This window comes from Psychromonas sp. CNPT3 (assembly GCF_000153405.2).
Taxonomy (GTDB): domain Bacteria; phylum Pseudomonadota; class Gammaproteobacteria; order Enterobacterales; family Psychromonadaceae; genus Psychromonas.
The window spans coordinates 2,452,805-2,473,828 of sequence record NC_020802.1 but is presented as its reverse complement, the minus strand read 5'-3'; the positions used below and the strand labels follow the sequence as shown (position 1 = coordinate 2,473,828).

Below are 21,024 nucleotides of genomic sequence, written 5' to 3'. Positions count from 1 at the left end.
ATGACATTTGAAGTAGATGAAGAGATCCTCCAGGACTTTTTAGTTGAAGCTGGAGAAATTTTAGAACTGTTATCTGAGCAATTAGTTGAACTAGAAAACAACCCCAATGATACTGAATTATTAAATGCTATTTTCCGTGGATTCCACACAGTAAAAGGGGGCGCTGGTTTCTTATCGCTCACCGAATTAGTCGAAACATGCCATGGGGCTGAAAATGTTTTTGACTGCTTACGTCAAAAACATCGCGAGGTGAACTCGTCTTTAATGGACACCATCTTAGCGGCCTTAGATGTTATCAATGAGCAATTTGACGCAGTGCAAACCGGTGATGTTGCTAATGCAGCGCCTCCAGAATTAGTGCAACAGTTACACCGCTTAAGTAGACCTGCCACTGAAGATGAGAGTGCTGAACCTGAAGCCACCGCGACGGAGTCTGTAGACACTCAGGGTAGTATTGATGATATTACTGAAAATGACTTTGATGCATTATTAAATGAATTACACGCCGAATCTGGCTCTAGCATTGAAGCTGCGGAAGCGAAGCCTGAAAATGCAGAAATTGGAGAAGATGAATTTGAATCATTACTTGATGAATTGCACGGTGTAGGGAAATCATTGCAAAATGCGGTAACAACGCCTGTTGCGCCATCAAATAGTAATGATATATCTGATGACGAATTTGAGTCAATGCTTGATGAACTCCATGGTAGTGGATCGCATAGCATAGCAAAACCAGCGCCAGCACCATTGACCTTCAGCACTGATGATATTTCTGATGATGAGTTTGAATCTTTATTAGATGAATTACACGGTGCAGGTAAAAGCGCTCAAAATACAACCGCGCCTGTCGCTGCCCCTGTCGCTGCCCCTGTAGAGCAAAAGAAAGAGCCAGTTGTTGTTAAAGAAGCGCCTAAAGCAACGCCTAAACCCGCGCCAGCTAAAGCGCCTCCAGCGAAAGCTAAAAAGACCGCCGTTGCTAAAGCGGAACCGACAGTACGTGTTGATACTGCGATCCTTGATGAAATCATGAACATGGTCGGTGAGTTAGTATTGGTACGTAATCGCTTAGTGAGTTTAGAGACAACCTCTGACAACGAAGAAATTTCTCGTGCTGTTGCTAACTTAGATATTGTTACTGGGGATTTACAAGGCTCGGTAATGAAAACACGTATGCAGCCTATCAAGAAAGTCTTTGGTAAGTTCCCGCGTGTAGTGCGTGATATTGCGCGCACATTGGGCAAGAATATTCGTTTAGAGTTGGTCGGTGAAGAAACAGATTTAGATAAAAACCTAGTGGAAGCTCTTGCTGATCCATTAGTGCATTTAATCAGAAATGCGGTAGATCATGGTATTGAAATGCCGGACGTTCGAGTGAAAGCCGGTAAAGATAAAGAAGGCCATGTTTTACTCTCAGCGTCACAAGAAGGCGATCATATTTTACTTGTCATTGAAGATGATGGCGCAGGAATGGATGCTGAACTCCTCAAAAGTATTGCGATAAATAAGGGTATATTGGATCAAGATGGCGCCGATAGAATGTCAGATAGAGATGCCTTCTCCTTAATATTTGCGCCAGGATTTTCGACTAAAGTTGAAATATCAGACATATCAGGTCGTGGCGTAGGTATGGATGTTGTTAAAACAGGTATTACTAAATTAAACGGAACGATTTCTATTGATTCTAAGATGGGAAAAGGAACGCGTTTAGAGATAAAAGTACCTTTAACATTAGCCATATTACCAACATTAATGATCGTGGTGTCGGAGCAGACTTTCGCGTTACCACTGACCAATGTGAATGAAATATTCCATCTGGATTTAGAAAAAACAAACATGGTTAATGGGCAACTCAGTATTGTTATCCGAGACCAAGCTATCCCACTCTTTTACCTAAGCGATTGGCTTGCACCTCATTTGGCCCCTGTGACTAAAAGTAAAGGTGTTGGGCATGTCGTTATTGTGCAATTAGGCGTACAACAAGTCGCATTTGTTGTTGATGCATTGCTCGGTCAAGAAGAAGTGGTGATCAAAGCATTAGATCAATTACTTTCTGGCACGCCAGGAATGGCCGGCGCAACTATTACCAGTGATGGTGGTATTGCACTTATATTAGATCTGCCAAGTTTATTAAAACATTACGCATAGGGATAATCGGCCACTTGCATCATCTGTTTTTCATAAACAGATGATCTGTTGTTTAAGTGGCTGTTAGTTTGTAAGTATTTTTTATTATTTATAATTAAATAGGATATAGAATGGCAGTAAAAGTATTAGTTGTTGATGATTCTAGTTTTTTTCGTCGTCGTGTTAGCGAAATAATTAATAATTCACCTGCATTAGAAGTTATTGCTACCGCAAATAATGGGCAAGAAGCCATCGATATGGTGATAAAATATAAGCCTGATGTTGTGACGATGGATATTGAAATGCCAGTTATGGATGGTATTACCGCCGTTAAAAAAATAATGGCAAGTCACCCCGTACCTATTTTAATGTTTTCTTCTTTAACGCATCAAGGTGCCAGCGCGACGCTCGATGCGTTAGAAGCTGGGGCTGCAGATTTTTTACCAAAAAAGTTTGAAGATATTGCACGAGATAAAGAAGAAGCGATTTCTTTATTACAACAACGTATTTTAGCTATATCAAGACGCCGCGTTGCACGAGTGGTTACGAAACCCATTGTGACGGCTACACCCGCTCGTAGTGCATTACGATCTACACCGCTAGTGCGAACACCTCTGGCGACAAGTCGCCCCTCTGCGCCTGTTGCTAGTGTGGTAAAATCGACTATCTCTAGAGCGTTTAAAGCATCAGGTAAAACGTACAGTATTTTAGCGATAGGTACATCAACAGGTGGACCAGTTGCGTTGCAAAAAGTGCTTGCGGAATTACCGGCTAACTTTAAATTGCCGATTCTTCTTATTCAACATATGCCGGGTACGTTCACCAAAGCATTTGCGGATAGATTAAATGGCATTTGTAAAATAAACGTAAAAGAAGCAAGTGATGGAGATGTCTTACAAGCTGGTTGTGCTTATTTAGCGCCAGGTGGTAAACAACTTTTAATAGAAGGGCGCAATGGTAATGCGCGAATTCGTATCCTTGATGGTAATGAAAAGTTAAATTACAAACCAAGTGTCGATATCACGTTTGCATCATTATCAAAAATATATACAAATAAAGTATTGGCTGTTGTTTTAACAGGTATGGGCGCAGATGGACGTGATGGCGCGCGCATGTTAAAAGACAAGGGATCTGTTATTTGGGCCCAAGATGAAGCAAGTTGCGTCGTATATGGTATGCCTCAAGCAGTATATAAAGCGGGTATCGCAACAGAGTCTATTCCACTTGATCAGGTGGCAAAATGTATCAAAATAGAGTTGAAGCATGAATAAACTGGGGCTCTTTGGTTTTTTTGTCATTATTGCAAGTTTGCTGTTTTCTCAAATTTACCATGGTGTGTCAATTAGCGGGTTATTTGATCTGCCCGCGTTTTTAATTGTTTTTGGTGGTACATGTGGTGCGGTATTAGTGCAGTCTTCTGCAAAACAACTGACCCATGCACTACGTTTATTACCTCAGGTTTTTTTCTCCCCTCCTTTACCTCTACACAAGCAATCTTTGTTGATTCAAAAATGGTCTGATAAATCACGGAAGTTGGGATTATTAAGTTTAGAGCCCAATGCTAATGAGTCATTAGATGAATTTACAAGCAAAGCATTATCAATGCTTGTTGATGGTTGTGAGCCTTTGGTTTTACAAGAAATATTACAGCAAGATATTGATCTTGAAAGTGAACATTATGAGCGCAGTGCTCAAATCTATGAATCGATGGGAGGTTACAGCCCTACGATTGGTATTATTGGTGCGGTAATGGGCCTGATTCAGGCGATGGGTTATTTAAGTGAGCCGGATAAGTTAGGGGCGGGTATTGCCGTTGCATTTGTTGCCACTATTTACGGTGTTGGTTTTGCAAATTTTATTTTCCTGCCGATTGCTAATAAAATTAGATTGTATTATCAGTATATTGCACTTTATAAAGAGATGACGTTAATCGGTTTACTGGCAATAGCACATGGTGAAAATAGTTTATTATTAGAGCGCCGTTTGAGTGGTTACCTTGATAGAGGCTCTTATTAATGCGAGTTCGGCCTCGTACGCGCCTTAAAATGCATTCGGGTAATGATTTACACCGTTGGACGGTTTCTTTTGCTGATTTTATGACCTTAATGTTTGCCGTTTTTGTTTTACTGTATGCGGTTTCGATTAATCAGGAAGAACAATATAAAGAGGTGATTGTTAAGATCCAAAAGGCCAGTAAATTATTAAATCAATCGGTTTTTAGTTCTGAACGAGAAGGGATTTTAACAGAAAATAGTAACAGTATTATAGAAGACAGTGGCCCTGCAATTCGCTCAGAAGGTATGATAAATCAAGCGAATGATGAACTGTCGGATGTGGATACCTTAAAAGCTGGCTGGGAACTCAAACAATTAAAAACTGAGTTAGAGGTGCTGTTATCTTCAGAAATAGACGAAGAAGTTTTAAAGTTGGATCTTGATGGCGACTGGTTGACTATTGAAATGGGGGGGGATTTATTGTTTGCAGGTGGTAGTCATACGTTATTGATTGCTGCTAAAAAGCGTTTAAATAAAATTTCAGAAGCATTAAAACCCATTAATAATTTATTACGAATTCGTGGTTATACCGATAATAATTTGATTGCAGATGAAATATACCAATCTAATTGGGAACTATCAGGTGCTCGGGCCTTTAGCGTGCTACATGCTTTAAATAGTCACGGTATTGATGGACGGCGTATGGTAGTTGAAGCGTATGGTCGTTATACCTTAGCCAAAGATGCACAAGGTAAAATAGATAAATTAGGAAGCCGAAGAGTGGTTATCGCTATTTCTAAATATGCGTTAGTTGAGCCGGTTGCTATCATTAAAGCTAAAGTTGAAAAAAAAGAACCGATCAAAGCGAAAGTAAAAGACAGTGAAAATATACAAGAAATATATTTGCCTAATGAGCGTTTAATTATAACCACAAGGATGGACTAGATTGCGAATTTGGACAATTGCAAATCAAAAAGGAGGCGTGGGGAAAACAACCACCGTTATATCGCTTGCAGGATTGTTAGCTGAGCGAGGTTTTCGTGTGTTAGTCATTGATACTGATCCTCATGCGTCTTTAACCAGTTATTTACAATATGATCCAGACCAGTTACCGGTCAGCTTATACGATCTTTTTGAAGAGCCTGCAGAGGTTAAAGGAGAAATAGATCAGGTTATTCTGCCCACTGAAATTGCTAATATTTCGTTGATCCCTGCCTCCATGGCTTTAGCTACATTGGATCGCGTGTTAGGCGAAAAAGAGGGCATGGGATTGTTTTTGAAAAAACAATTAGCCTTTGTGGAAGAAGATTATGATTTTGTGCTGATTGATTGTCCGCCTGTACTCGGCGTGATGATGGTTAATGCATTGGCAGCTTGTGAAAAAATATTGATCCCCGTGCAAACTGAATTTTTAGCATCAAAAGGGTTAGATCGAATGATCAGCACCTTAGGTGTGATGAAAAAATCGGCGGGAGTGAGTTTTAAATATTGTATTATACCTACAATGTATGACAAACGGACGCGTGCATCACTTAATACATTAGCGCTTATAAAGGAACGTTATCAGGAACAAGTCTGGAATGGCGTGATCCCGGTTGATACTAAGTTTAGAGATGCGAGCTTACAACATCTGCCTATTTCTATGTATGCAAAACGCTGTAGAGGTGTTTTTGCGTATGAAACTTTACTTAATTATTTGTTACAAGCAGAGTCTTATTAAATGAAAAACCATAATGATGAAGCAATGCATGCTTATTTTAATGCGATGTTATCCGAGTCAAACAGCGAAACACAACTGACAAAAGAGGCCGTTTTAGAAAGAGATGAAACGCTTAGCGCGCCTATTTTTAGCCGAGAGTTATCTTTTGCAGAGCAAGAAAAAATGCAACTGCAAACAGAGGAAGAGCCTCCGCAAGAGGATGAATGGCAGAATTTACAATTAGAGCCTGAATTTCAAGTTTTGTTTTTTTCGCTTTCTGGATTAAATTTTGCAGTTCCCTTAACTGATTTAGGGGGTATCCATGCATTGAGTGATTCAATGAACAAATTGTTTGGTAAACCTGCTTGGTTTTCCGGGGTAATGACACATCATGAAAAATTATGTAATATCGTGGATACCGCGCAGTGGATGAATACGGGTGAGAGTGCTAACACTCTGAACTACAGTCATTATATCTTATTAGGTAATAGTGAATGGGGCCTTTCTTGTGAGAACTTATTAGGAACACAAACATTAAATCAATCAGAAATAAAATGGCGCGCTAGAAAAGGTGATCGTCCTTGGCTCGCCGGTATGGTAAAAGATAAAATGTGCGCCTTGATCCATACTGACGAATTAGTTAAGCTGTTGAATAATGGAATGAATATGTATGGGCAATAAGTTTTTTGAGATCTAAAAACTGGATAAATTTTAATTTATGGCTAATATGTACATTAAACTTAATTCACTTAATGAATAGAGAATACTATGAATAGAGACAATAACATCCCGAGTTCAGATGCTTCATCTGATGATGAAATTTTTCAACGCGTTACGTTTCAATTAGAAAATGAAACTTACGGTATCAATGTAATGCAAGTTCAAGAAATATTGCGTTACACTGAAATTGCAGCTGTACCGGGAGCCCCTGATTATGTGCTCGGTATTATTAATTTACGTGGTAACGTTGTGACGGTTATTGATACGCGTGCACGTTTTGGTTTGATGCCTGTTGATACGACAGATAATACCCGTATTGTTATTATTGAAGCTGAAAAACAAGTCATTGGAATTTTAGTGGATAGTGTTGCTGAAGTGGTTTATTTGAAAAAATCAGATATGGAAGTGGCGCCACATGTGGGTACTGCAGAAAGTTCTCAGTTTATTCAAGGTGTTACTAACCGTGAAGATGGTTTGCTTATCTTAGTTGATTTGAATAAATTATTAAGTGAAGATGAGTGGGATGAGTTAAGTATTCTATAATTGAAGAGTTATTGATGTATTTACAATATATACCTTGGCTAACCCTAATGTTAGCCTTTGTTTTTTTTATTGGATGTTATTTTTTAGTAAAAAAACAAAATAAAAAAATTGATGCTTTATCACTATTAGTGAAGTCTTTATTAGCAACAAACACTAGTTTTAAAAAGGAATTTTTAGAGCTGCATTCTGGTGCGATTGGAATGGGGCGAAAAATACAAAGTTTAGAGTTAGTGATTAAAAAGACACAAGAAAACCAACAAAGTTTTGTTGATCAATCCCCCGAAAATCGTCTGTATACACGTGCGACAAAAATGGTGGAGTTAGGCGCATCTATTGATGAATTAATGCAAGAATGTGAACTGCCTCGTGCGGAAGCCGAATTGTTATTAAGCTTACATAGAAAAAACAGTTAATATTTAAGAAGTAACAGCAGACTTTGTATATCCCCTGATACGTTAAGATGAAAAATCAGAACGCGAGATAAAGCATCTTGAGGTAACATGCCTATATAAGTCGGCGATGTTCAATCGCCTGTTATTTTTTAGTCTGTATTTCCCCCCATTATAAACTCCCATTTTGTTAATTATCTGAAGCAATCCCTGCCTTTAAAAAGTACTCACTATTAGAACAATAAATGTTAATATAATGTTTTATTGTTGATAAATGATGTTAATTGTTAATATCTTGGCACTTGTCGTTGGCTATTGGTATTATCTCATGACTTCTTTTTGGCATCTGTGTTAGGATCTTTTTTTACCGTGATATATTAACAGTTAGGCGAATAACATGCTGCAATGTAACCAATTAACATGTGTTCGAGAAGAAAGGATCTTATTTGAAAATTTGAGTTTTAGTGCGAATAATGGGCAGATAATTCAAATTGAAGGCCCCAATGGGGTTGGGAAAAGCACGCTATTTAGAACCCTTATTGGATTATCTCGACCTTATTCAGGACAGGTGCTTTGGATGCAAAAAGATATCCATCAACATCGTGAGCCTTTTTATCAAAAACTATTATATTTAGGCCATAAAAGTGGCGTAAAATCAGACCTTAGTGCGTTAGAGAATTTGCAGTTTTTTCAACAAATGCATCAAAGTCATGAGCACGTGAACCTGTATGAGATCTTATCGAAAGTTGGGCTAGCGGGCTATGAAGATATGCTGGTTTCTCAGTTATCTGCAGGTCAGCAACGGCGCGTTGCATTAGCGCGATTATGGTTAAATGATTGTCCTTTATGGGTGTTAGATGAACCGTTCACTGCATTAGATAAATCGGGCATTAAGGTATTAGAAAATTTATTTCTAGAGCATGCAAAACAAGGTGGCATTATATTAGTGACGACGCATCAAGATATGAGCATAGATAGTAGCCACTTTACTAAAATAAAATTACAAAAAAGTGCGAGTGAACACTATGTTTAATGCTTTCTATCAAGTACTTCAAAAAGAAATCATCAGCGCTTTTCGCCATCCCAGTGAGATCCTAAATCCCGTTTGGTTCTTCGTGATAGTGGTGACACTTTTTCCATTAGCAATTGGTACTGATCCTAATTTGCTGGCAAGGATTGCCCCCGGAATTATTTGGGTTGCTGCCTTATTGGCTGCTTTATTATCTTTTGAACGTTTGTTTAAAGATGATTTTGTGGATGGGACGCTTGAGCAATTAATGTTAACGCCTTACCCTCTTGCCTGGCTCATAAGCGCTAAAATATTAGCGCATTGGCTATTAACGGGTGCGCCTCTCTTATTAATATCTCCTTTACTTGCGCTTTTTTTAGGATTAGATATTAAGACATATTGGGCTTTGTTTTTAACGCTACTTATTGGTACTCCGATATTAAGTCTCCTCGGCAGTATTGGTGTGGCGCTTACGGTCGGTTTACGTAAAGGGGGAATATTGCTTAGTTTAATTATGCTTCCTTTGAGTATTCCTATTTTAATTTTTGCAACGATGGCAATAGATGCCGCCGTTGTCGGTCAACCGTACATTGGATTGTTGGCATTATTAGGGGCAATGTTAGTGACATCAATTACCCTTGCCCCGTTTGCTATTGCCGCTTCATTGCGCGTTAGCCTTAGTTAAATTTATTTATAGAGAAAAATTATGTGGAAATGGCTACATTCATTTGCAAAGCCTGAAAAAAGCTATCAATTTGCAGGAAAATTACTACCTTGGTTTGTTGTTACCTGTTTGTGTGCCTTTATGGTTGGCTTAACGTGGGGGTTATTATTTGCCCCTGCCGATTATCAGCAAGGCGATAGTTTTCGCATTATTTATATTCATGTGCCGGCTGCTATGCTGGCGATGGGGGCATATTCAAGTATGGCTATCGCAGCCTTTATTGGTTTAGTGTGGCAAATCAGAATGGCAGAAATGATGGTCGCGACAACTGCGCCTATTGGCGCCGTGTTTACTTTTATCGCTCTAGTGACAGGCGCCGCTTGGGGTAAACCTATGTGGGGCGCTTGGTGGGTGTGGGATGCGCGCCTCACCTCTGAATTGATTTTATTATTTGTATACCTAGGGATCATTGCGCTGTATAACGCGTTCTCTGATAAAGATCTCGCGGGGCGAGCTGCCTCTATTTTAACCTTGGTGGGGGTGATTAATTTACCCATTATTCATTATTCGGTAGTGTGGTGGAATACGTTACATCAAGGCGCAACTATCAGTAAATTTGATAAACCGTCAATGCCCGCTGAAATGTTATGGCCATTGATCATTATGATTTTTGCATTTGCTATGTGTTTTGTGGTATTGAGCTTAATGCGCTTTCGTAATGAAATATTAGCGCGTGAAAGTCACCGTCGCTGGGTTAGTGAACTGGTTATGTATCAATTAAAAGGTAAAATGTAGATGGCTTTTGATTCAATCAATGATTTTTTTGCGATGGGTGGTTACGGCTTTTATGTGTGGTTATCTTATGCTCTTTTTTTATTAAGTTTAGTTATTATTACGTTACATACTATTTATGAAAAACGTAAAATATTTCAGAAAGTTCGTTCACGTCTAGCACGAGAAAAACGTATTAAACAAGCACAAAATTTGGAAGGTACCTTATGAACCCAAGGCGTAAAAAAAGACTTATTATTACCTCTGCGTTAGTGATTGGCCTCTCACTGTCCGTGGGCTTAGTGCTCTTTGCTTTACAGCAAAATATTGATCTTTTTTATACTCCCACAGAGATTGTTAAGGGAAAAAATGAGACCGGAGAAAAACCTCAAATAGGGCAACGTTTACGTATTGGTGGGATGGTGGTCAATGGCAGTGTAAAGCGTGACCAAACGAGTTTAAAAGTCAGTTTTGATTTAATTGATGATGGCGGAGAGAGAGTCACTATCTTTTTTGATGGTATTTTACCTGATCTTTTTCGTGAGGGGCAAGGCATTGTCGCCCAAGGTGTGTTATTAAATGCAACACAAATTAATGCCTTTGAGGTCTTAGCAAAACATGATGAAGAGTATATGCCACCCGAAGTCCAAGAGGCTATCAAGGGTATGAAACATTTGAAAATAAATAAAAAACAGGAATATTAGATGCTGGCTGAAATTGGACAAATTGCACTCGCAATCGCTTGTATGTTAGCGCTTCTACAGGCGGTATATCCGCTGTATGGTGTTTATAGTGGTCATCAAGGTGCAATAAAGTCGGCGAAAACATTTACTATTTTACAATGTATTTTTGTCACCTTGGCTTTTATTATTTTAAGCTACCTCTTTTTAATTAATGATTTCACAGTGGCTTATATTGCCTCGAACTCTAACAGTGCATTACCTTGGTATTATCGATTATCGGCAGTATGGGGATCGCATGAAGGATCCTTATTATTATGGGTATTTTTATTGTCATTATGGAGTATGGCGGTAGCGGTGCTCAGTAAGCGATTACCCATAGAATCGGTTGCGCGTGTCTTAGCTATTTTAGGGCTGTTATCTTTGGGGTTTTATTTATTTGTATTATTTACATCTAATCCTTTTTTACGAACGTTGCCTTATTTCCCTGTGGATGGACGTGATTTAAACCCATTATTACAAGATGTTGGGCTTATTATCCATCCCCCTATGTTGTATATGGGCTATGTGGGATTTTCTGTTGCGTTTGCTTTTGCAATTGCTGCATTAATGGAAGGTCGTTTAGACAGCGCTTGGGCTAAATGGTCTCGACCTTGGACGATGGCAGCTTGGATATTCCTGACATTAGGTATCGCATTAGGCAGTTGGTGGGCTTATTACGAATTAGGCTGGGGCGGTTGGTGGTTTTGGGATCCTGTTGAAAATGCTTCGTTTATGCCTTGGCTAGTGGGCACTGCTCTTATCCATTCTTTAGCTGTGAGTGAGAAGCGAGGCGTCTTTAAATCTTGGACTGTGTTACTTGCCATCAGTGCATTCTCATTAAGTTTATTGGGGACGTTTTTAGTGCGCTCTGGCATATTAGTATCTGTACATGCTTTTGCCAGCGATCCTTCTCGTGGTTTATTTATTTTAGCGTTTTTAATTTTAGTTATCGGTGGCTCGTTATTACTTTTTGCCTTGCAAGCTTCAAAGGTAAAAAGTCGAGGCCGTTATGCTTTTATCTCGCGTGAAACGTTTTTACTGATTAATAATATTTTATTGATAGCCGCTTTAATTGTGGTTTTATTAGGAACATTATTGCCATTAGTGCATAAACAGCTGGGATTGGGGAGCATATCAATTGGTGAACCTTTCTTTAATCGTATGTTTAGTGTGTTGATAGTGCCTTTTGCTTTGTTTTTAGGTGCTGCGCCTTTATTGCGCTGGAAACGCCAAAAAATGAGTGAGCTTTTTAAACCTTTTTTACATTCATTACTGCTTAGTATTTTAGCGACGTTCTTGTTTTTATATACATTTAGTTCGCATTTTACATGGCTTGCATTGATGGGCGTTTTCCTTGGGTTTTGGATAGTGATGACCGTTACTTATGAACTCTACTTACGCTCTACACATCGTAACAGCCTCTTTCCTGGTTTAATGAAATTAGGATATAGTCATTGGGCGATGAGCTTAGGGCATTTGGGTTTTGCTGTGCTTATCATTGGTATCACGATGACCCAGAACTTCTCTATTGAGCGTGATGTAAAACTGGCCGTTGGGGACAGTATTGTTTTTGAAAATTATGAATTTAATTTTGATGCGGTCGAGCCTCTGGTTGGTAAAAACTACACGGGCACTGCCGGTATTTTTAATATTAAAAAGCAAGGCCAACATGTTGCCACAATGAAAGCGGAAAAACGCATTTACAGTGTGCAACGTATGCCAATGACGGAAGCTGCCATTGATGCGGGTATTACGCGCGATTTGTATATTGCAATGGGTGAAATGCTAGAGGATGGATCGTGGGCTGTACGTATTTATTATAAACCGTTTATTCGTTGGATCTGGTTTGGACCTTTATTGATGGCCTTTGCCGGATTGTTGATGATGCTCGATAGCCGTTATCGTGTTAAAAAAACGCCTCTAAAAGGAGGTGTGTCATGAAGAATAATCGCCGAGTACTCACGTTGTTTATTCCTTTTGTTCTTTTTGTGATTGGTTGTTTCTTTCTCTTTAAAGGCTTATATGTAGATCCGCAAAAATTAGAGTCGGTTTTGGTGGGTAAAAAAGTACCCGAGTTTACCTTACAGAGTCTTTATGATCCGAATAAGCAGTTCGATGCCGATATATTAAAAGGGCAAAAGATGCTTCTTAATGTATGGGCAACTTGGTGCCCGACATGTTATGCAGAGCATCAATTTTTAAATAAATTATCAAAACAAGGGATATACATTGTCGGCATGAATTATAAAGATTCACGCGTCAAAGCAATACGTTGGTTAAAGGACTTAAATGATCCGTATAAAATTAGCTTATTTGATAAAGATGGCATGTTAGGTCTTGATTTAGGGGTATATGGCGCGCCGGAAACCTTTTTTATTGATAGTAAAGGAATTATCCAATATCGTCATGTTGGGAACTTAAATGATGCTATTTGGCGATCAAAGCTGTCAAAAATATTTAATGAGATGGAGTGATCAATGAAAAAATTAATACTCATTATCGTGTTTTTTAGTGCGTTTTTTAGTCTGCCTGCGGTGAGTGCGATTGATTCGTTTAAATTTGAAAATGAAGCCCAAGAAAATACATTTCGTAATTTAACCCATGTACTGCGCTGTCCTAAATGTCAGAATCAAAATATATCTGACTCAAATGCGCCTCTTGCTAAAGATTTACGTACTAAAACATATGATTTAATACTCCAAGGTAAGACGGAAGATGAAATATTAGAGTACATGACAGATCGTTTTGGTAATTTTATTTTATATGATCCACCGATGACGATTGCCACCATTTTTCTTTGGGTTGGGCCTTTATTTTTTATTATTTTAGGATTTGGTTATTTGTTCTTTCAGGTCAAAAGACAAGGTAAAAAAGAGTCGTCCTTAGAAGAGCAAGATGCTTTAAGGTTGCAACGTATTTTAAATGCAAACAACGTCGAAACAAAATCCACAGAGGATAGAAAATGATTTTACAATTTTGGTTAGCCACTATCCTATTATTGGTGATTGTGAGTGTGTTTTCATATGTACCATTTATAAAAAGAAAGCAAGATGAGAAGCGACAAGATAATACGCGCAACCAATTAAATCGTTCATTATATGATATTCGTTTATCAGAATTAGAGCGTGATGCTGAGCAAGGCGTACTGAGCGATAAAGATAAGATGCTGACGGAGCTGCAATATAATTTATTAGATGATATTGATGATAACGAAGAAGTAAAACATCAAGGTGCACCTAAGTGGATTTTTTTGCCGGGTCTTTTGCTGTTGGTCGCAGGCTCGCTTGCTTTGTATAGTAGTGTTGGTTCGTATCAAAAAGTAGTGCATTGGCAAGATACGGTGCAGCGTTATCCTGCGCTGCAACAACAACTCTTTAAAAATCCAAACGCACAACCTACAGAGCAAGATCTACGCGATATTATGTTAGGTTTACGCACAAACTTATACAGTAATAGTAATGATGCACAGGGCTGGTTATTGTATTCACGCTTAGGCATGGTGTTTAAAAATTCAGAGTTGGCATTAAGTGCGATTAAAAAAGCCTATCAATTGGCGCCAGAATCAGTGGATATACGTCTTCTTTATATTCAATTGAAAATGCAAAGCGGAGATGAATATTTACAGCAACAAGCACAGTTCATGTTGACTAAATTATTAAGCGATCAACCCAATAATATGGACGCTTGGTCAATGTCAGCTTTTATGGCGCTTGAAAAAGAAGATTATACAGCGGCTATTTTTAGCTGGAAGCGCATGTTAACGATGATACTTCCTAACACGGAACAGGCACGTATCTTAAACGATAGTATCGATTACGCACAAAATAGATTGGCAGAGGGAAAAGTGCAGTTGCCCGTTAAGCGCACTAATATTGATAAGACAGCATTAAAAAAGGGACACTACCGCGTAGAAATAAGTTTAGCAAAAGAAGTGGTGATACCGAAAAAAGGTACTTTATTTGTTTATGCTCAAGCGACAAACGGATCGTTAATGCCGATTGCTGCAATTAAAATGGCAATGCCACGCTTTCCTGTTAGCATTGACATCTCAGATGATAACTCGATGGTCGAAGGTTTGAAGTTAAGCTCTCATAATGAATTTACCATCAGTGCGCGATTATCGATAGATGCGAATGTGAATAACAAAAAAGGTCAATGGCAGGGTCGTAGTGTGGTGATTGAAAAAGATCAACGCACACCCATTTTGATTAAAATTGATAGTGCATTGTAATATGAATATAAACAAGGGTCGTACATTGAAAAAATTAGTGCTGTCATTGTGCGCTTTTATACCTTTTATTTTACATGCGCAAAATGTTATTGATAGTAAGCAAGATATGAGCGACCCCTTTGAGCCTTTAAACCGTGTTATTTGGGATTTTAATTATGATGTATTAGATCATTACATCTACTTGCCGGTAACAAAAACCTATGTAAAAACAGTGCCAAATTTTGGGCGAAAATCTATTAATAATTTCGTATTAAATTTTGAAGAGCCAGCAACGATTATTAATAGTTTGATCCTTTTTAAGTTTGAAGATTCGTTTAATGCCCTTTTACGGCTGTCTCTTAATAGTACGTTTGGTTTATTGGGCTTTATGGATGTCGCTTCTGATTTAGGTGTAAAGCGTAAAACAGAAACGTTTAGTAATGTATTAGGACATTGGTCGGTTCCCAATGGGCCTTATTTAATGATCCCTGTGTTAGGTCCGCGTAGTACACGAATTTTAGTCGGAGGATTTGTTGATAGTTTTTATTTTCCGAGTCGTTATTTAGAGTGGTGGCAGGTGCTTGGCTTATGGACCTTAGATGGTTTGGATATTCGTGAAAATTTACTGGGCCAGGATAAAATACTAGATCAATCGCTAGATACCTATATATTTGTAAAAGAAGCATATATTCAGTATGAAGCGTTTAAATTTGTGCAAAGTAGTGACGATATCGAATTGTTTAAACAAACAAGAGAAGTTATATCAGAAGATGAGTTTGATGATGATTTGTCAGGCTTTATGGACGAGATTGATTAAGAGATAAATATGAATTTAATTACAATTGATGGGCCAAGTGGCTCAGGAAAAGGCACGGTTTGCCATATACTTGCTAAAAAATTAGGCTGGCACTTACTCGATAGTGGTGCGTTATATCGTCTTTTAGCATATTCTGCGTTACAAACAGAAACCGCATTGGATAATGAAGCCGCGTTAGTTGAGCTAGCTTTAAATTTAAACATCGAATTTGTATCTAATGGCACGGGTGTTGATAGTTTTTTAGATGGGGAAAATGTAGGGGATAAATTGCGCACCGAAAACGTTGCCCATGCAGCCTCTAAAGTGGCCTCGCTTGTACCTGTGCGTGACGCTTTATTAGCTCGCCAAAAAGCATTTTATCAAATGCCGGGTTTAATTGCTGATGGGCGTGATATGGGGACGGTTGTTTTCCCAGAGGCTCCGGTAAAAATATTTTTAGATGCCAGTGCAAACGAACGCGCAAAACGTCGTTTTGAGCAGTTGCAAAATAAAGGATTTAATGTTAATATCGCTGAAATTTTAAGCGATATTGAAGATCGTGATCTACGAGATAGAACACGTCTTGTTGCGCCGTTAAAAGCTGCAAGTGATGCGCTTGAAATTGATTCAACTTCACTCTCGATCGATGAAGTTGTGATGAAAGTGCTTGATCAAGTCAAGCTTAAACTAAATATAGTGGTATAATAATTATACTACTTTTAATATTACTTTATGGATGAAGTGATAATTTTTCTTGCCTCCCTCGCAAATGGATGGTGATGGGTTGTATAAAATAAGTGTGAATAAATAGATGATGGAATCTTTTGCAGAACTATTTGAAGAATCTCTTCAACAGGTAGAAACTCGCCCAGGTACGATTGTTAAAGGTACAATCGTAGGAATTCGTAACAACTTAGTATTCGTTGATGCGGGTCTTAAATCTGAAGCGGCAATTGATATTGCTGAATTTAAAAACGCAGCTGGTGAATTAGAAGTTGCTGTTGGTGATGTTGTTGATGTTGCGCTAGACGCGGTAGAAGATGGTTTCGGTGAAACTAAACTTTCTCGTGAAAAAGCTAAACGTCATGAAGCTTGGATCCAGCTTGAGAAAGCATACGAAGATCAAGAAACTGTTATCGGTGTTATCAACGGTAAAGTTAAAGGTGGTTTCACTGTTGAATTAAACGGTATTCGTGCATTCTTACCTGGTTCATTAGTTGACGTACGTCCGGTACGTGACACTGCTCACCTTGAAAACAAAGATATTGAATTCAAAGTGATCAAGCTAGATCAAAAACGTAATAACGTTGTTGTATCTCGTCGTGCTGTTATCGAAACTGAAAACAGTGCAGAGCGTGAAGAGCTACTTGAAAATCTTCAAGAAGGTCAAGATGTTAAAGGTATCGTTAAAAACCTAACTGACTACGGCGCGTTCGTAGATCTAGGTGGTGTTGACGGTCTATTACATATTACTGATATGGCTTGGAAACGTGTTAAACATCCAAGTGAAATCGTAAACGTAGGCGATGAAATTACGGTTAAAGTACTTAAGTACGATCGTGAGCGTACTCGTGTTTCTCTAGGTCTTAAACAACTTGGTGAAGATCCATGGGTTGCTATCGCTAAGCGTTACCCTGAATCAACTCGTTTAACTGGTAAAGTTACTAACTTAACTGATTACGGTTGTTTCGTTGAAATTGAAGAAGGTGTTGAAGGTCTTGTACACGTTTCTGAAATGGATTGGACTAATAAAAACATCCACCCATCTAAAGTTGTTAGTTTAGGTGATATGGCTGAAGTTATGGTTCTTGATATTGATGAAGAGCGTCGTCGTATTTCTTTAGGTCTTAAACAGTGTAAAGCTAACCCATGGGAAGAATTCTCTTCTACTCATGATAAAGGTCAGAAAGTTACTGGTAAGATCAAATCAATTACTGATTTCGGTATCTTTATCGGACTTGAAGGTAATATCGATGGTCTAGTACATCTTTCTGATATCAGCTGGGATGTTGAAGGCGATAAAGCCGTTCAAGAGTACAAAAAAGGTGATGAAATTGAAGCTGTAGTACTTCAAGTTGATCCTGAGCGCGAACGTATCTCTTTAGGTATTAAGCAAATTGAAGCGGATCCGTTTAACAACTATCTAGCAGAAAACAAGAAAGGGTCTATTGTTACAGGTACTATTTTAGAATCTGATGCAAAAGGCGCAATTGTTACACTTTCTGATAGTGTAGAAGGTTACATTCGTGTTGCTGATATCTCACGTGATCGTGTTGAAGATGCTTCTACTGTTCTTAAAGTTGGTGAGTCTGTTGAAGCTAAATTCGTTGGTGTTGATCGTAAAAACCGCGTAATTAGCCTTTCTATTAAAGCGAAAGATGAAGCTGAAGAGAAAGAAGCAATTGATAGCTTGAAAGATCAAGATGAAGCTAGCATGGGTAATGCTATGTTAGACGCGTTTAACGCAGCAAAAGGCAAATAATTAAAAAGTGGCCGGTTTCGGCCACTTTTTAAACGCATGGATGTGTTGGTTTGTTATATAAGTTATTGAATGCGAGGTGTATTATGACTAAGTCAGATTTAATTGAAAAATTGACCAACAAGCACTTTCAATTGTCGGTCAGAGAAGTGGAAGACAGTGTAAAAGAAACTCTACAGCTAATGACTAATTCGCTTGCTCAAGGTGAGCGTATTGAAGTCCGAGGTTTTGGTAGTTTCTCGTTACATTATCGTGCCCCACGTATTGGACGTAATCCTAAAACAGGAGATAAAGTCGAATTAGGGGGGAAGTATGTCCCTCACTTTAAACCCGGCAAAGAATTACGAGAGCGTGTTAATATCCATAATGCGTAATGTCTAAAGAAAAGGTGCTTTAAAAGCACCTTTTTTATCTCAAAAATAAAATAGCAGATTTATTCCCGTGTTGTTTTATAATATAATGTTAAATATTGTTACTTCGTTTAGGATCCGTTATGAAACGTCTTATTACGCTTGTTTTTAGCATTTTATTGTTTATTGTGGCTCTTCTTTTTAGCCTTAAAAATCAGCAAATAGTGAATGTTAACTATGTACTGGCACAAAGTGAATTACGCTTGTCCACGTTACTTGCCATCATGTTTTTCTTTGGTTTTTGTCTTGCAATGCTATTCTCCTTTTATTTCTATTTAAAATTAAAATTTAAAAATAGCCAACTTATCAAAAACAATAAAAAACAACGTAAAGAATTAAATAATTTACGTTCATCAAAAGTCGAAGAGTGAGCGTTTAGTGCAAGAAATCTTTTTCCTCCTGTTACCTGTCGCAGCCTTTTACGGCTGGTATATGGGTGTGCGTAGCGTTCATCAAAAAAAACAAAAGAAAGGTAATAAACTTAGCCGAGATTACGTACAAGGCTTAAACTTCTTATTAAGTGACCAACCGGATAAAGCGGTAGATCATTTTATTGCGTTACTTGAAGTCGATAGTGAAACCATTGAAACTCATCTTGCATTAGGCAACCTTTTTCGCCAACGTGGCGAAGTTGATCGCGCTATTCGCATCCATCAAAATTTGATAGCCCGTCCTAGTCTAACGCGAGAGCAACGTGATTTAGCCTTGTTGCAGCTCGGTAATGATTTTTATCAGTCCGGACTCTTTGATCGTAGTGAGGAGATCTTCTTACAATTAAAAGAGTCACCTGAATATCAGGAAGTTGCCTTAGAAAAATTATTAAATATTTATCAGCAATTAAAAGAATGGCAAGAAGCCATATCAGTGACTGAGCGACTTAATAAATTGGTATCAGGGAAAAATAATAATCGCACATTATCCTATTTATATTGTAGTTTGGCGGACGAACTCACTGAGCTCTCTGATATTAAGAAAAAATTAGGCTTATATAAAAAAGCATTAGCAACTTATCCTGCGTGTATACACGCGATCCTCGCCTTATCTGATTATTATTTAGATCAACAAAAACACCATAAATCATTGCAAACATTAGAGCTTGTTCTTGAGCATGACATTGATTTTACTGAAGTGATTTTGCCTCGTTTGTTACACCTTCATCAATGTATTGGCACCGAAAAAGATTTTATCAATGAGCTTTATCGTATTGTGAGTTTAGGGGGAGGGGCAAGTTCTGTGATCATGCTTGCACAATTAGTGGCTAAATATAAGGGTAATAAAAAAGCGCAAATATTTATGTTACAAGAGTTACGCCGTAACCCCACTATGCAAGGTTTTAGTCACTTAATGCACTATCATTTGCAGCTTGCAGAATCGAATAGCGAAAAAGAAAGCCTGACGTTCTTACAAAAATTAGTCGCAGAGCAAATAAAATTAAGGCCGAAATACAGTTGCAGAAAATGCGGTTATTCGAGCAAGAAAATTTATTGGCAATGTCCATCATGTAAAAAATGGGGGCGGATAAAACCTATTAGAGGTCTCGATGGCGAATGAACATTACCTAATAGCAAAGGAACTAAAAGGTTAGCCGTCTTGCTTGTTGAAATTATCCCTACCTGCGTTGTGATTTTTGAAGTGAGAGAAACTATCTCCTGCAACTCACGCCTTGCTAGTGTTAATTTTTCCTGCGCAATACATGAAAACTTAATTAATTCCATTGCTATCACTATAAAAGAAAAATAAAACATGAAAAACGAAAGTATGGTTAAAAACGATCCCAAAGTATTGGTCGCATTAGATTATAGTAATAAACAAGAGGCGCTCAATTTTATTCGCCGTTTAGATCCTTCTGTTTGTCGTTTAAAAATAGGTAAAGAAATGTTTACCCATTTTGGACCGGATTTTGTTAAAAACTTAGTACAGCAAAATTTCGATGTTTTTTTAGACTTAAAATTTCATGATATTCCTAACACAGTGGCCAAAGCGGTAAAAGCGGCTGCAGATCTTGGCGTGTGGATGGTGAATGTGCATGCCAGTGGTGGCCGGCGCATGATGCAAGCTGCTAAAACGGCGCTTTTACCTTATGCAGATAAAGCGCCACTTTTAATTGGCGTCACTGTGCTTACCAGTATGGACGAAAGTGATTTGTTAGAGCTTGGGATCACTCGATCACTGAGCGAACAAGTTAAACATTTGGCTAAATTAACACAATTAGCAGGCCTTGATGGTGTGGTTTGCTCTGCCCATGAAGCCGCGCAATTGAAGGTTTTATGTGGCGCGAAGTTTAAACTAATTACGCCTGGCATTAGGCCTCAGGGCTGTGACGCTGGAGATCAAAGACGCATTAAAACACCTCGAGAGGCGATGGATTTAGGCTCTGATTATTTGGTTATTGGCAGACCAATAACGCAGGCGACTAATCCGATGCAAGTGTTAACTGAAATTAATGCTTCTTTACTGTAGAATGCGCTTGAAAAAATAGGTTTAACTGGAATTT

General features: G+C 38.4%; 24 protein-coding genes. All 24 read left to right on the top strand.

The window, feature by feature from the left end:
- The 24 genes from PCNPT3_RS10865 (at nucleotide 1) to pyrF (ending at nucleotide 20,990) form a co-directional block, all read left to right on the top strand.
- Nucleotides 1-2,145: a chemotaxis protein CheA gene (locus PCNPT3_RS10865; RefSeq protein WP_015465917.1), complete on the top strand. Its 2,145-nt coding sequence runs from the start codon at nucleotides 1-3 to the stop codon at nucleotides 2,143-2,145.
- A gap of 110 nt (nucleotides 2,146-2,255) precedes the next feature.
- Nucleotides 2,256-3,395, top strand: a complete 1,140-nt coding sequence (locus tag PCNPT3_RS10860) for a protein-glutamate methylesterase/protein-glutamine glutaminase (RefSeq protein WP_015465916.1) — start codon at nucleotides 2,256-2,258, stop codon at nucleotides 3,393-3,395.
- The gene (locus PCNPT3_RS10855; RefSeq protein WP_015465915.1) at nucleotides 3,388-4,140 is read left to right on the top strand and encodes a flagellar motor protein; all 753 of its coding nucleotides are present in this window, start codon (nucleotides 3,388-3,390) and stop codon (nucleotides 4,138-4,140) included. The genes PCNPT3_RS10860 and PCNPT3_RS10855 overlap by 8 nt, the downstream gene beginning before the upstream one ends.
- Nucleotides 4,140-5,063 (top strand): flagellar motor protein MotB, encoded by a 924-nt coding sequence (locus tag PCNPT3_RS10850; RefSeq protein WP_015465914.1) that lies wholly within the window; start codon nucleotides 4,140-4,142, stop codon nucleotides 5,061-5,063. Before PCNPT3_RS10855 ends, PCNPT3_RS10850 begins: the two co-directional genes overlap by 1 nt.
- A gap of 1 nt (nucleotide 5,064) precedes the next feature.
- Nucleotides 5,065-5,838, top strand: coding sequence for a ParA family protein (locus tag PCNPT3_RS10845; protein WP_015465913.1), 774 nt, complete (start codon nucleotides 5,065-5,067; stop codon nucleotides 5,836-5,838).
- The gene (locus tag PCNPT3_RS10840) at nucleotides 5,839-6,498 is read left to right on the top strand and encodes a chemotaxis protein CheW (protein WP_015465912.1); all 660 of its coding nucleotides are present in this window, start codon (nucleotides 5,839-5,841) and stop codon (nucleotides 6,496-6,498) included.
- 87 nt (nucleotides 6,499-6,585) lie between these two features.
- Entirely contained in the window at nucleotides 6,586-7,080 is a 495-nt protein-coding gene (locus tag PCNPT3_RS10835) for a chemotaxis protein CheW (protein ID WP_015465911.1), read from the top strand.
- Between the two features lie 14 nt (nucleotides 7,081-7,094).
- On the top strand, nucleotides 7,095-7,493 hold the full coding sequence (locus PCNPT3_RS10830) for a DUF2802 domain-containing protein (RefSeq protein ID WP_015465910.1): 399 nt from the start codon (nucleotides 7,095-7,097) through the stop codon (nucleotides 7,491-7,493).
- Between the two features lie 373 nt (nucleotides 7,494-7,866).
- Nucleotides 7,867-8,502, top strand: coding sequence for a cytochrome c biogenesis heme-transporting ATPase CcmA (gene ccmA, locus PCNPT3_RS10825; protein ID WP_015465909.1), 636 nt, complete (start codon nucleotides 7,867-7,869; stop codon nucleotides 8,500-8,502).
- Nucleotides 8,495-9,163 carry a heme exporter protein CcmB gene (ccmB, locus tag PCNPT3_RS10820; RefSeq protein ID WP_015465908.1) on the top strand — a complete coding sequence of 223 codons (669 nt, stop codon included), beginning with the start codon at nucleotides 8,495-8,497 and terminating at the stop codon, nucleotides 9,161-9,163. The genes ccmA and ccmB overlap by 8 nt, the downstream gene beginning before the upstream one ends.
- Before the next feature lie 21 nt (nucleotides 9,164-9,184).
- Nucleotides 9,185-9,937, top strand: coding sequence for a heme ABC transporter permease (locus PCNPT3_RS10815; protein ID WP_015465907.1), 753 nt, complete (start codon nucleotides 9,185-9,187; stop codon nucleotides 9,935-9,937).
- Nucleotides 9,938-10,144 carry a heme exporter protein CcmD gene (ccmD, locus tag PCNPT3_RS10810; RefSeq protein WP_015465906.1) on the top strand — a complete coding sequence of 69 codons (207 nt, stop codon included), beginning with the start codon at nucleotides 9,938-9,940 and terminating at the stop codon, nucleotides 10,142-10,144.
- Nucleotides 10,141-10,617 carry a cytochrome c maturation protein CcmE gene (gene ccmE, locus PCNPT3_RS10805; RefSeq protein WP_015465905.1) on the top strand — a complete coding sequence of 159 codons (477 nt, stop codon included), beginning with the start codon at nucleotides 10,141-10,143 and terminating at the stop codon, nucleotides 10,615-10,617. Before ccmD ends, ccmE begins: the two co-directional genes overlap by 4 nt.
- On the top strand, nucleotides 10,618-12,576 hold the full coding sequence (locus PCNPT3_RS10800; protein ID WP_015465904.1) for a heme lyase CcmF/NrfE family subunit: 1,959 nt from the start codon (nucleotides 10,618-10,620) through the stop codon (nucleotides 12,574-12,576). It abuts the gene before it with no gap.
- Entirely contained in the window at nucleotides 12,573-13,109 is a 537-nt protein-coding gene (locus PCNPT3_RS10795) for a DsbE family thiol:disulfide interchange protein (RefSeq protein ID WP_015465903.1), read from the top strand. Before PCNPT3_RS10800 ends, PCNPT3_RS10795 begins: the two co-directional genes overlap by 4 nt.
- 3 nt (nucleotides 13,110-13,112) lie before the next feature.
- Complete coding sequence (locus tag PCNPT3_RS10790; protein WP_015465902.1) at nucleotides 13,113-13,601, top strand: cytochrome c-type biogenesis protein; 489 nt, start codon at nucleotides 13,113-13,115, stop codon at nucleotides 13,599-13,601.
- Nucleotides 13,598-14,866: a c-type cytochrome biogenesis protein CcmI gene (gene ccmI, locus PCNPT3_RS10785; RefSeq protein ID WP_015465901.1), complete on the top strand. Its 1,269-nt coding sequence runs from the start codon at nucleotides 13,598-13,600 to the stop codon at nucleotides 14,864-14,866. The genes PCNPT3_RS10790 and ccmI overlap by 4 nt, the downstream gene beginning before the upstream one ends.
- A 25-nt stretch (nucleotides 14,867-14,891) precedes the next feature.
- Nucleotides 14,892-15,662, top strand: coding sequence for an MlaA family lipoprotein (locus PCNPT3_RS14185; RefSeq protein WP_015465900.1), 771 nt, complete (start codon nucleotides 14,892-14,894; stop codon nucleotides 15,660-15,662).
- Nucleotides 15,663-15,671: 9 nt separating this feature from the next.
- Nucleotides 15,672-16,346 carry a (d)CMP kinase gene (gene cmk / locus PCNPT3_RS14180; protein WP_015465899.1) on the top strand — a complete coding sequence of 225 codons (675 nt, stop codon included), beginning with the start codon at nucleotides 15,672-15,674 and terminating at the stop codon, nucleotides 16,344-16,346.
- Nucleotides 16,347-16,452: 106 nt separating this feature from the next.
- On the top strand, nucleotides 16,453-18,123 hold the full coding sequence (gene rpsA / locus PCNPT3_RS10770; protein WP_015465898.1) for a 30S ribosomal protein S1: 1,671 nt from the start codon (nucleotides 16,453-16,455) through the stop codon (nucleotides 18,121-18,123).
- Nucleotides 18,124-18,206: 83 nt separating this feature from the next.
- Nucleotides 18,207-18,494: an integration host factor subunit beta gene (gene ihfB / locus PCNPT3_RS10765; protein ID WP_015465897.1), complete on the top strand. Its 288-nt coding sequence runs from the start codon at nucleotides 18,207-18,209 to the stop codon at nucleotides 18,492-18,494.
- Nucleotides 18,495-18,613: 119 nt separating this feature from the next.
- Complete coding sequence (locus PCNPT3_RS10760; RefSeq protein WP_015465896.1) at nucleotides 18,614-18,901, top strand: LapA family protein; 288 nt, start codon at nucleotides 18,614-18,616, stop codon at nucleotides 18,899-18,901.
- Nucleotides 18,902-18,908: 7 nt separating this feature from the next.
- A complete protein-coding gene (gene lapB, locus PCNPT3_RS10755) occupies nucleotides 18,909-20,081 on the top strand; it encodes a lipopolysaccharide assembly protein LapB (protein ID WP_015465895.1) in 1,173 nt (390 codons plus the stop codon).
- Between the two features lie 192 nt (nucleotides 20,082-20,273).
- Nucleotides 20,274-20,990, top strand: a complete 717-nt coding sequence (pyrF, locus tag PCNPT3_RS10750; RefSeq protein ID WP_015465894.1) for an orotidine-5'-phosphate decarboxylase — start codon at nucleotides 20,274-20,276, stop codon at nucleotides 20,988-20,990.
- Nucleotides 20,991-21,024: the final 34 nt, after the last annotated feature.

What these genes read in the sequence shown, in the direction of transcription:
- PCNPT3_RS10865 (WP_015465917.1), top strand. Translation starts at nt 1, where the DNA reads ATGACATTTGAAGTAGATGAAGAGATCCTCCAGGACTTTTTAGTTGAA.
- PCNPT3_RS10860 (WP_015465916.1), top strand. Translation starts at nt 2,256, where the DNA reads ATGGCAGTAAAAGTATTAGTTGTTGATGATTCTAGTTTTTTTCGTCGT.
- PCNPT3_RS10855 (WP_015465915.1), top strand. Translation starts at nt 3,388, where the DNA reads ATGAATAAACTGGGGCTCTTTGGTTTTTTTGTCATTATTGCAAGTTTG.
- PCNPT3_RS10850 (WP_015465914.1), top strand. Translation starts at nt 4,140, where the DNA reads ATGCGAGTTCGGCCTCGTACGCGCCTTAAAATGCATTCGGGTAATGAT.
- PCNPT3_RS10840 (WP_015465912.1), top strand. Translation starts at nt 5,839, where the DNA reads ATGAAAAACCATAATGATGAAGCAATGCATGCTTATTTTAATGCGATG.
- PCNPT3_RS10835 (WP_015465911.1), top strand. Translation starts at nt 6,586, where the DNA reads ATGAATAGAGACAATAACATCCCGAGTTCAGATGCTTCATCTGATGAT.
- PCNPT3_RS10830 (WP_015465910.1), top strand. Translation starts at nt 7,095, where the DNA reads ATGTATTTACAATATATACCTTGGCTAACCCTAATGTTAGCCTTTGTT.
- ccmA (WP_015465909.1), top strand. Translation starts at nt 7,867, where the DNA reads ATGCTGCAATGTAACCAATTAACATGTGTTCGAGAAGAAAGGATCTTA.
- ccmB (WP_015465908.1), top strand. Translation starts at nt 8,495, where the DNA reads ATGTTTAATGCTTTCTATCAAGTACTTCAAAAAGAAATCATCAGCGCT.
- PCNPT3_RS10815 (WP_015465907.1), top strand. Translation starts at nt 9,185, where the DNA reads ATGTGGAAATGGCTACATTCATTTGCAAAGCCTGAAAAAAGCTATCAA.
- ccmD (WP_015465906.1), top strand. Translation starts at nt 9,938, where the DNA reads ATGGCTTTTGATTCAATCAATGATTTTTTTGCGATGGGTGGTTACGGC.
- ccmE (WP_015465905.1), top strand. Translation starts at nt 10,141, where the DNA reads ATGAACCCAAGGCGTAAAAAAAGACTTATTATTACCTCTGCGTTAGTG.
- PCNPT3_RS10800 (WP_015465904.1), top strand. Translation starts at nt 10,618, where the DNA reads ATGCTGGCTGAAATTGGACAAATTGCACTCGCAATCGCTTGTATGTTA.
- PCNPT3_RS10795 (WP_015465903.1), top strand. Translation starts at nt 12,573, where the DNA reads ATGAAGAATAATCGCCGAGTACTCACGTTGTTTATTCCTTTTGTTCTT.
- PCNPT3_RS10790 (WP_015465902.1), top strand. Translation starts at nt 13,113, where the DNA reads ATGAAAAAATTAATACTCATTATCGTGTTTTTTAGTGCGTTTTTTAGT.
- ccmI (WP_015465901.1), top strand. Translation starts at nt 13,598, where the DNA reads ATGATTTTACAATTTTGGTTAGCCACTATCCTATTATTGGTGATTGTG.
- cmk (WP_015465899.1), top strand. Translation starts at nt 15,672, where the DNA reads ATGAATTTAATTACAATTGATGGGCCAAGTGGCTCAGGAAAAGGCACG.
- rpsA (WP_015465898.1), top strand. Translation starts at nt 16,453, where the DNA reads ATGATGGAATCTTTTGCAGAACTATTTGAAGAATCTCTTCAACAGGTA.
- ihfB (WP_015465897.1), top strand. Translation starts at nt 18,207, where the DNA reads ATGACTAAGTCAGATTTAATTGAAAAATTGACCAACAAGCACTTTCAA.
- PCNPT3_RS10760 (WP_015465896.1), top strand. Translation starts at nt 18,614, where the DNA reads ATGAAACGTCTTATTACGCTTGTTTTTAGCATTTTATTGTTTATTGTG.
- pyrF (WP_015465894.1), top strand. Translation starts at nt 20,274, where the DNA reads ATGAAAAACGAAAGTATGGTTAAAAACGATCCCAAAGTATTGGTCGCA.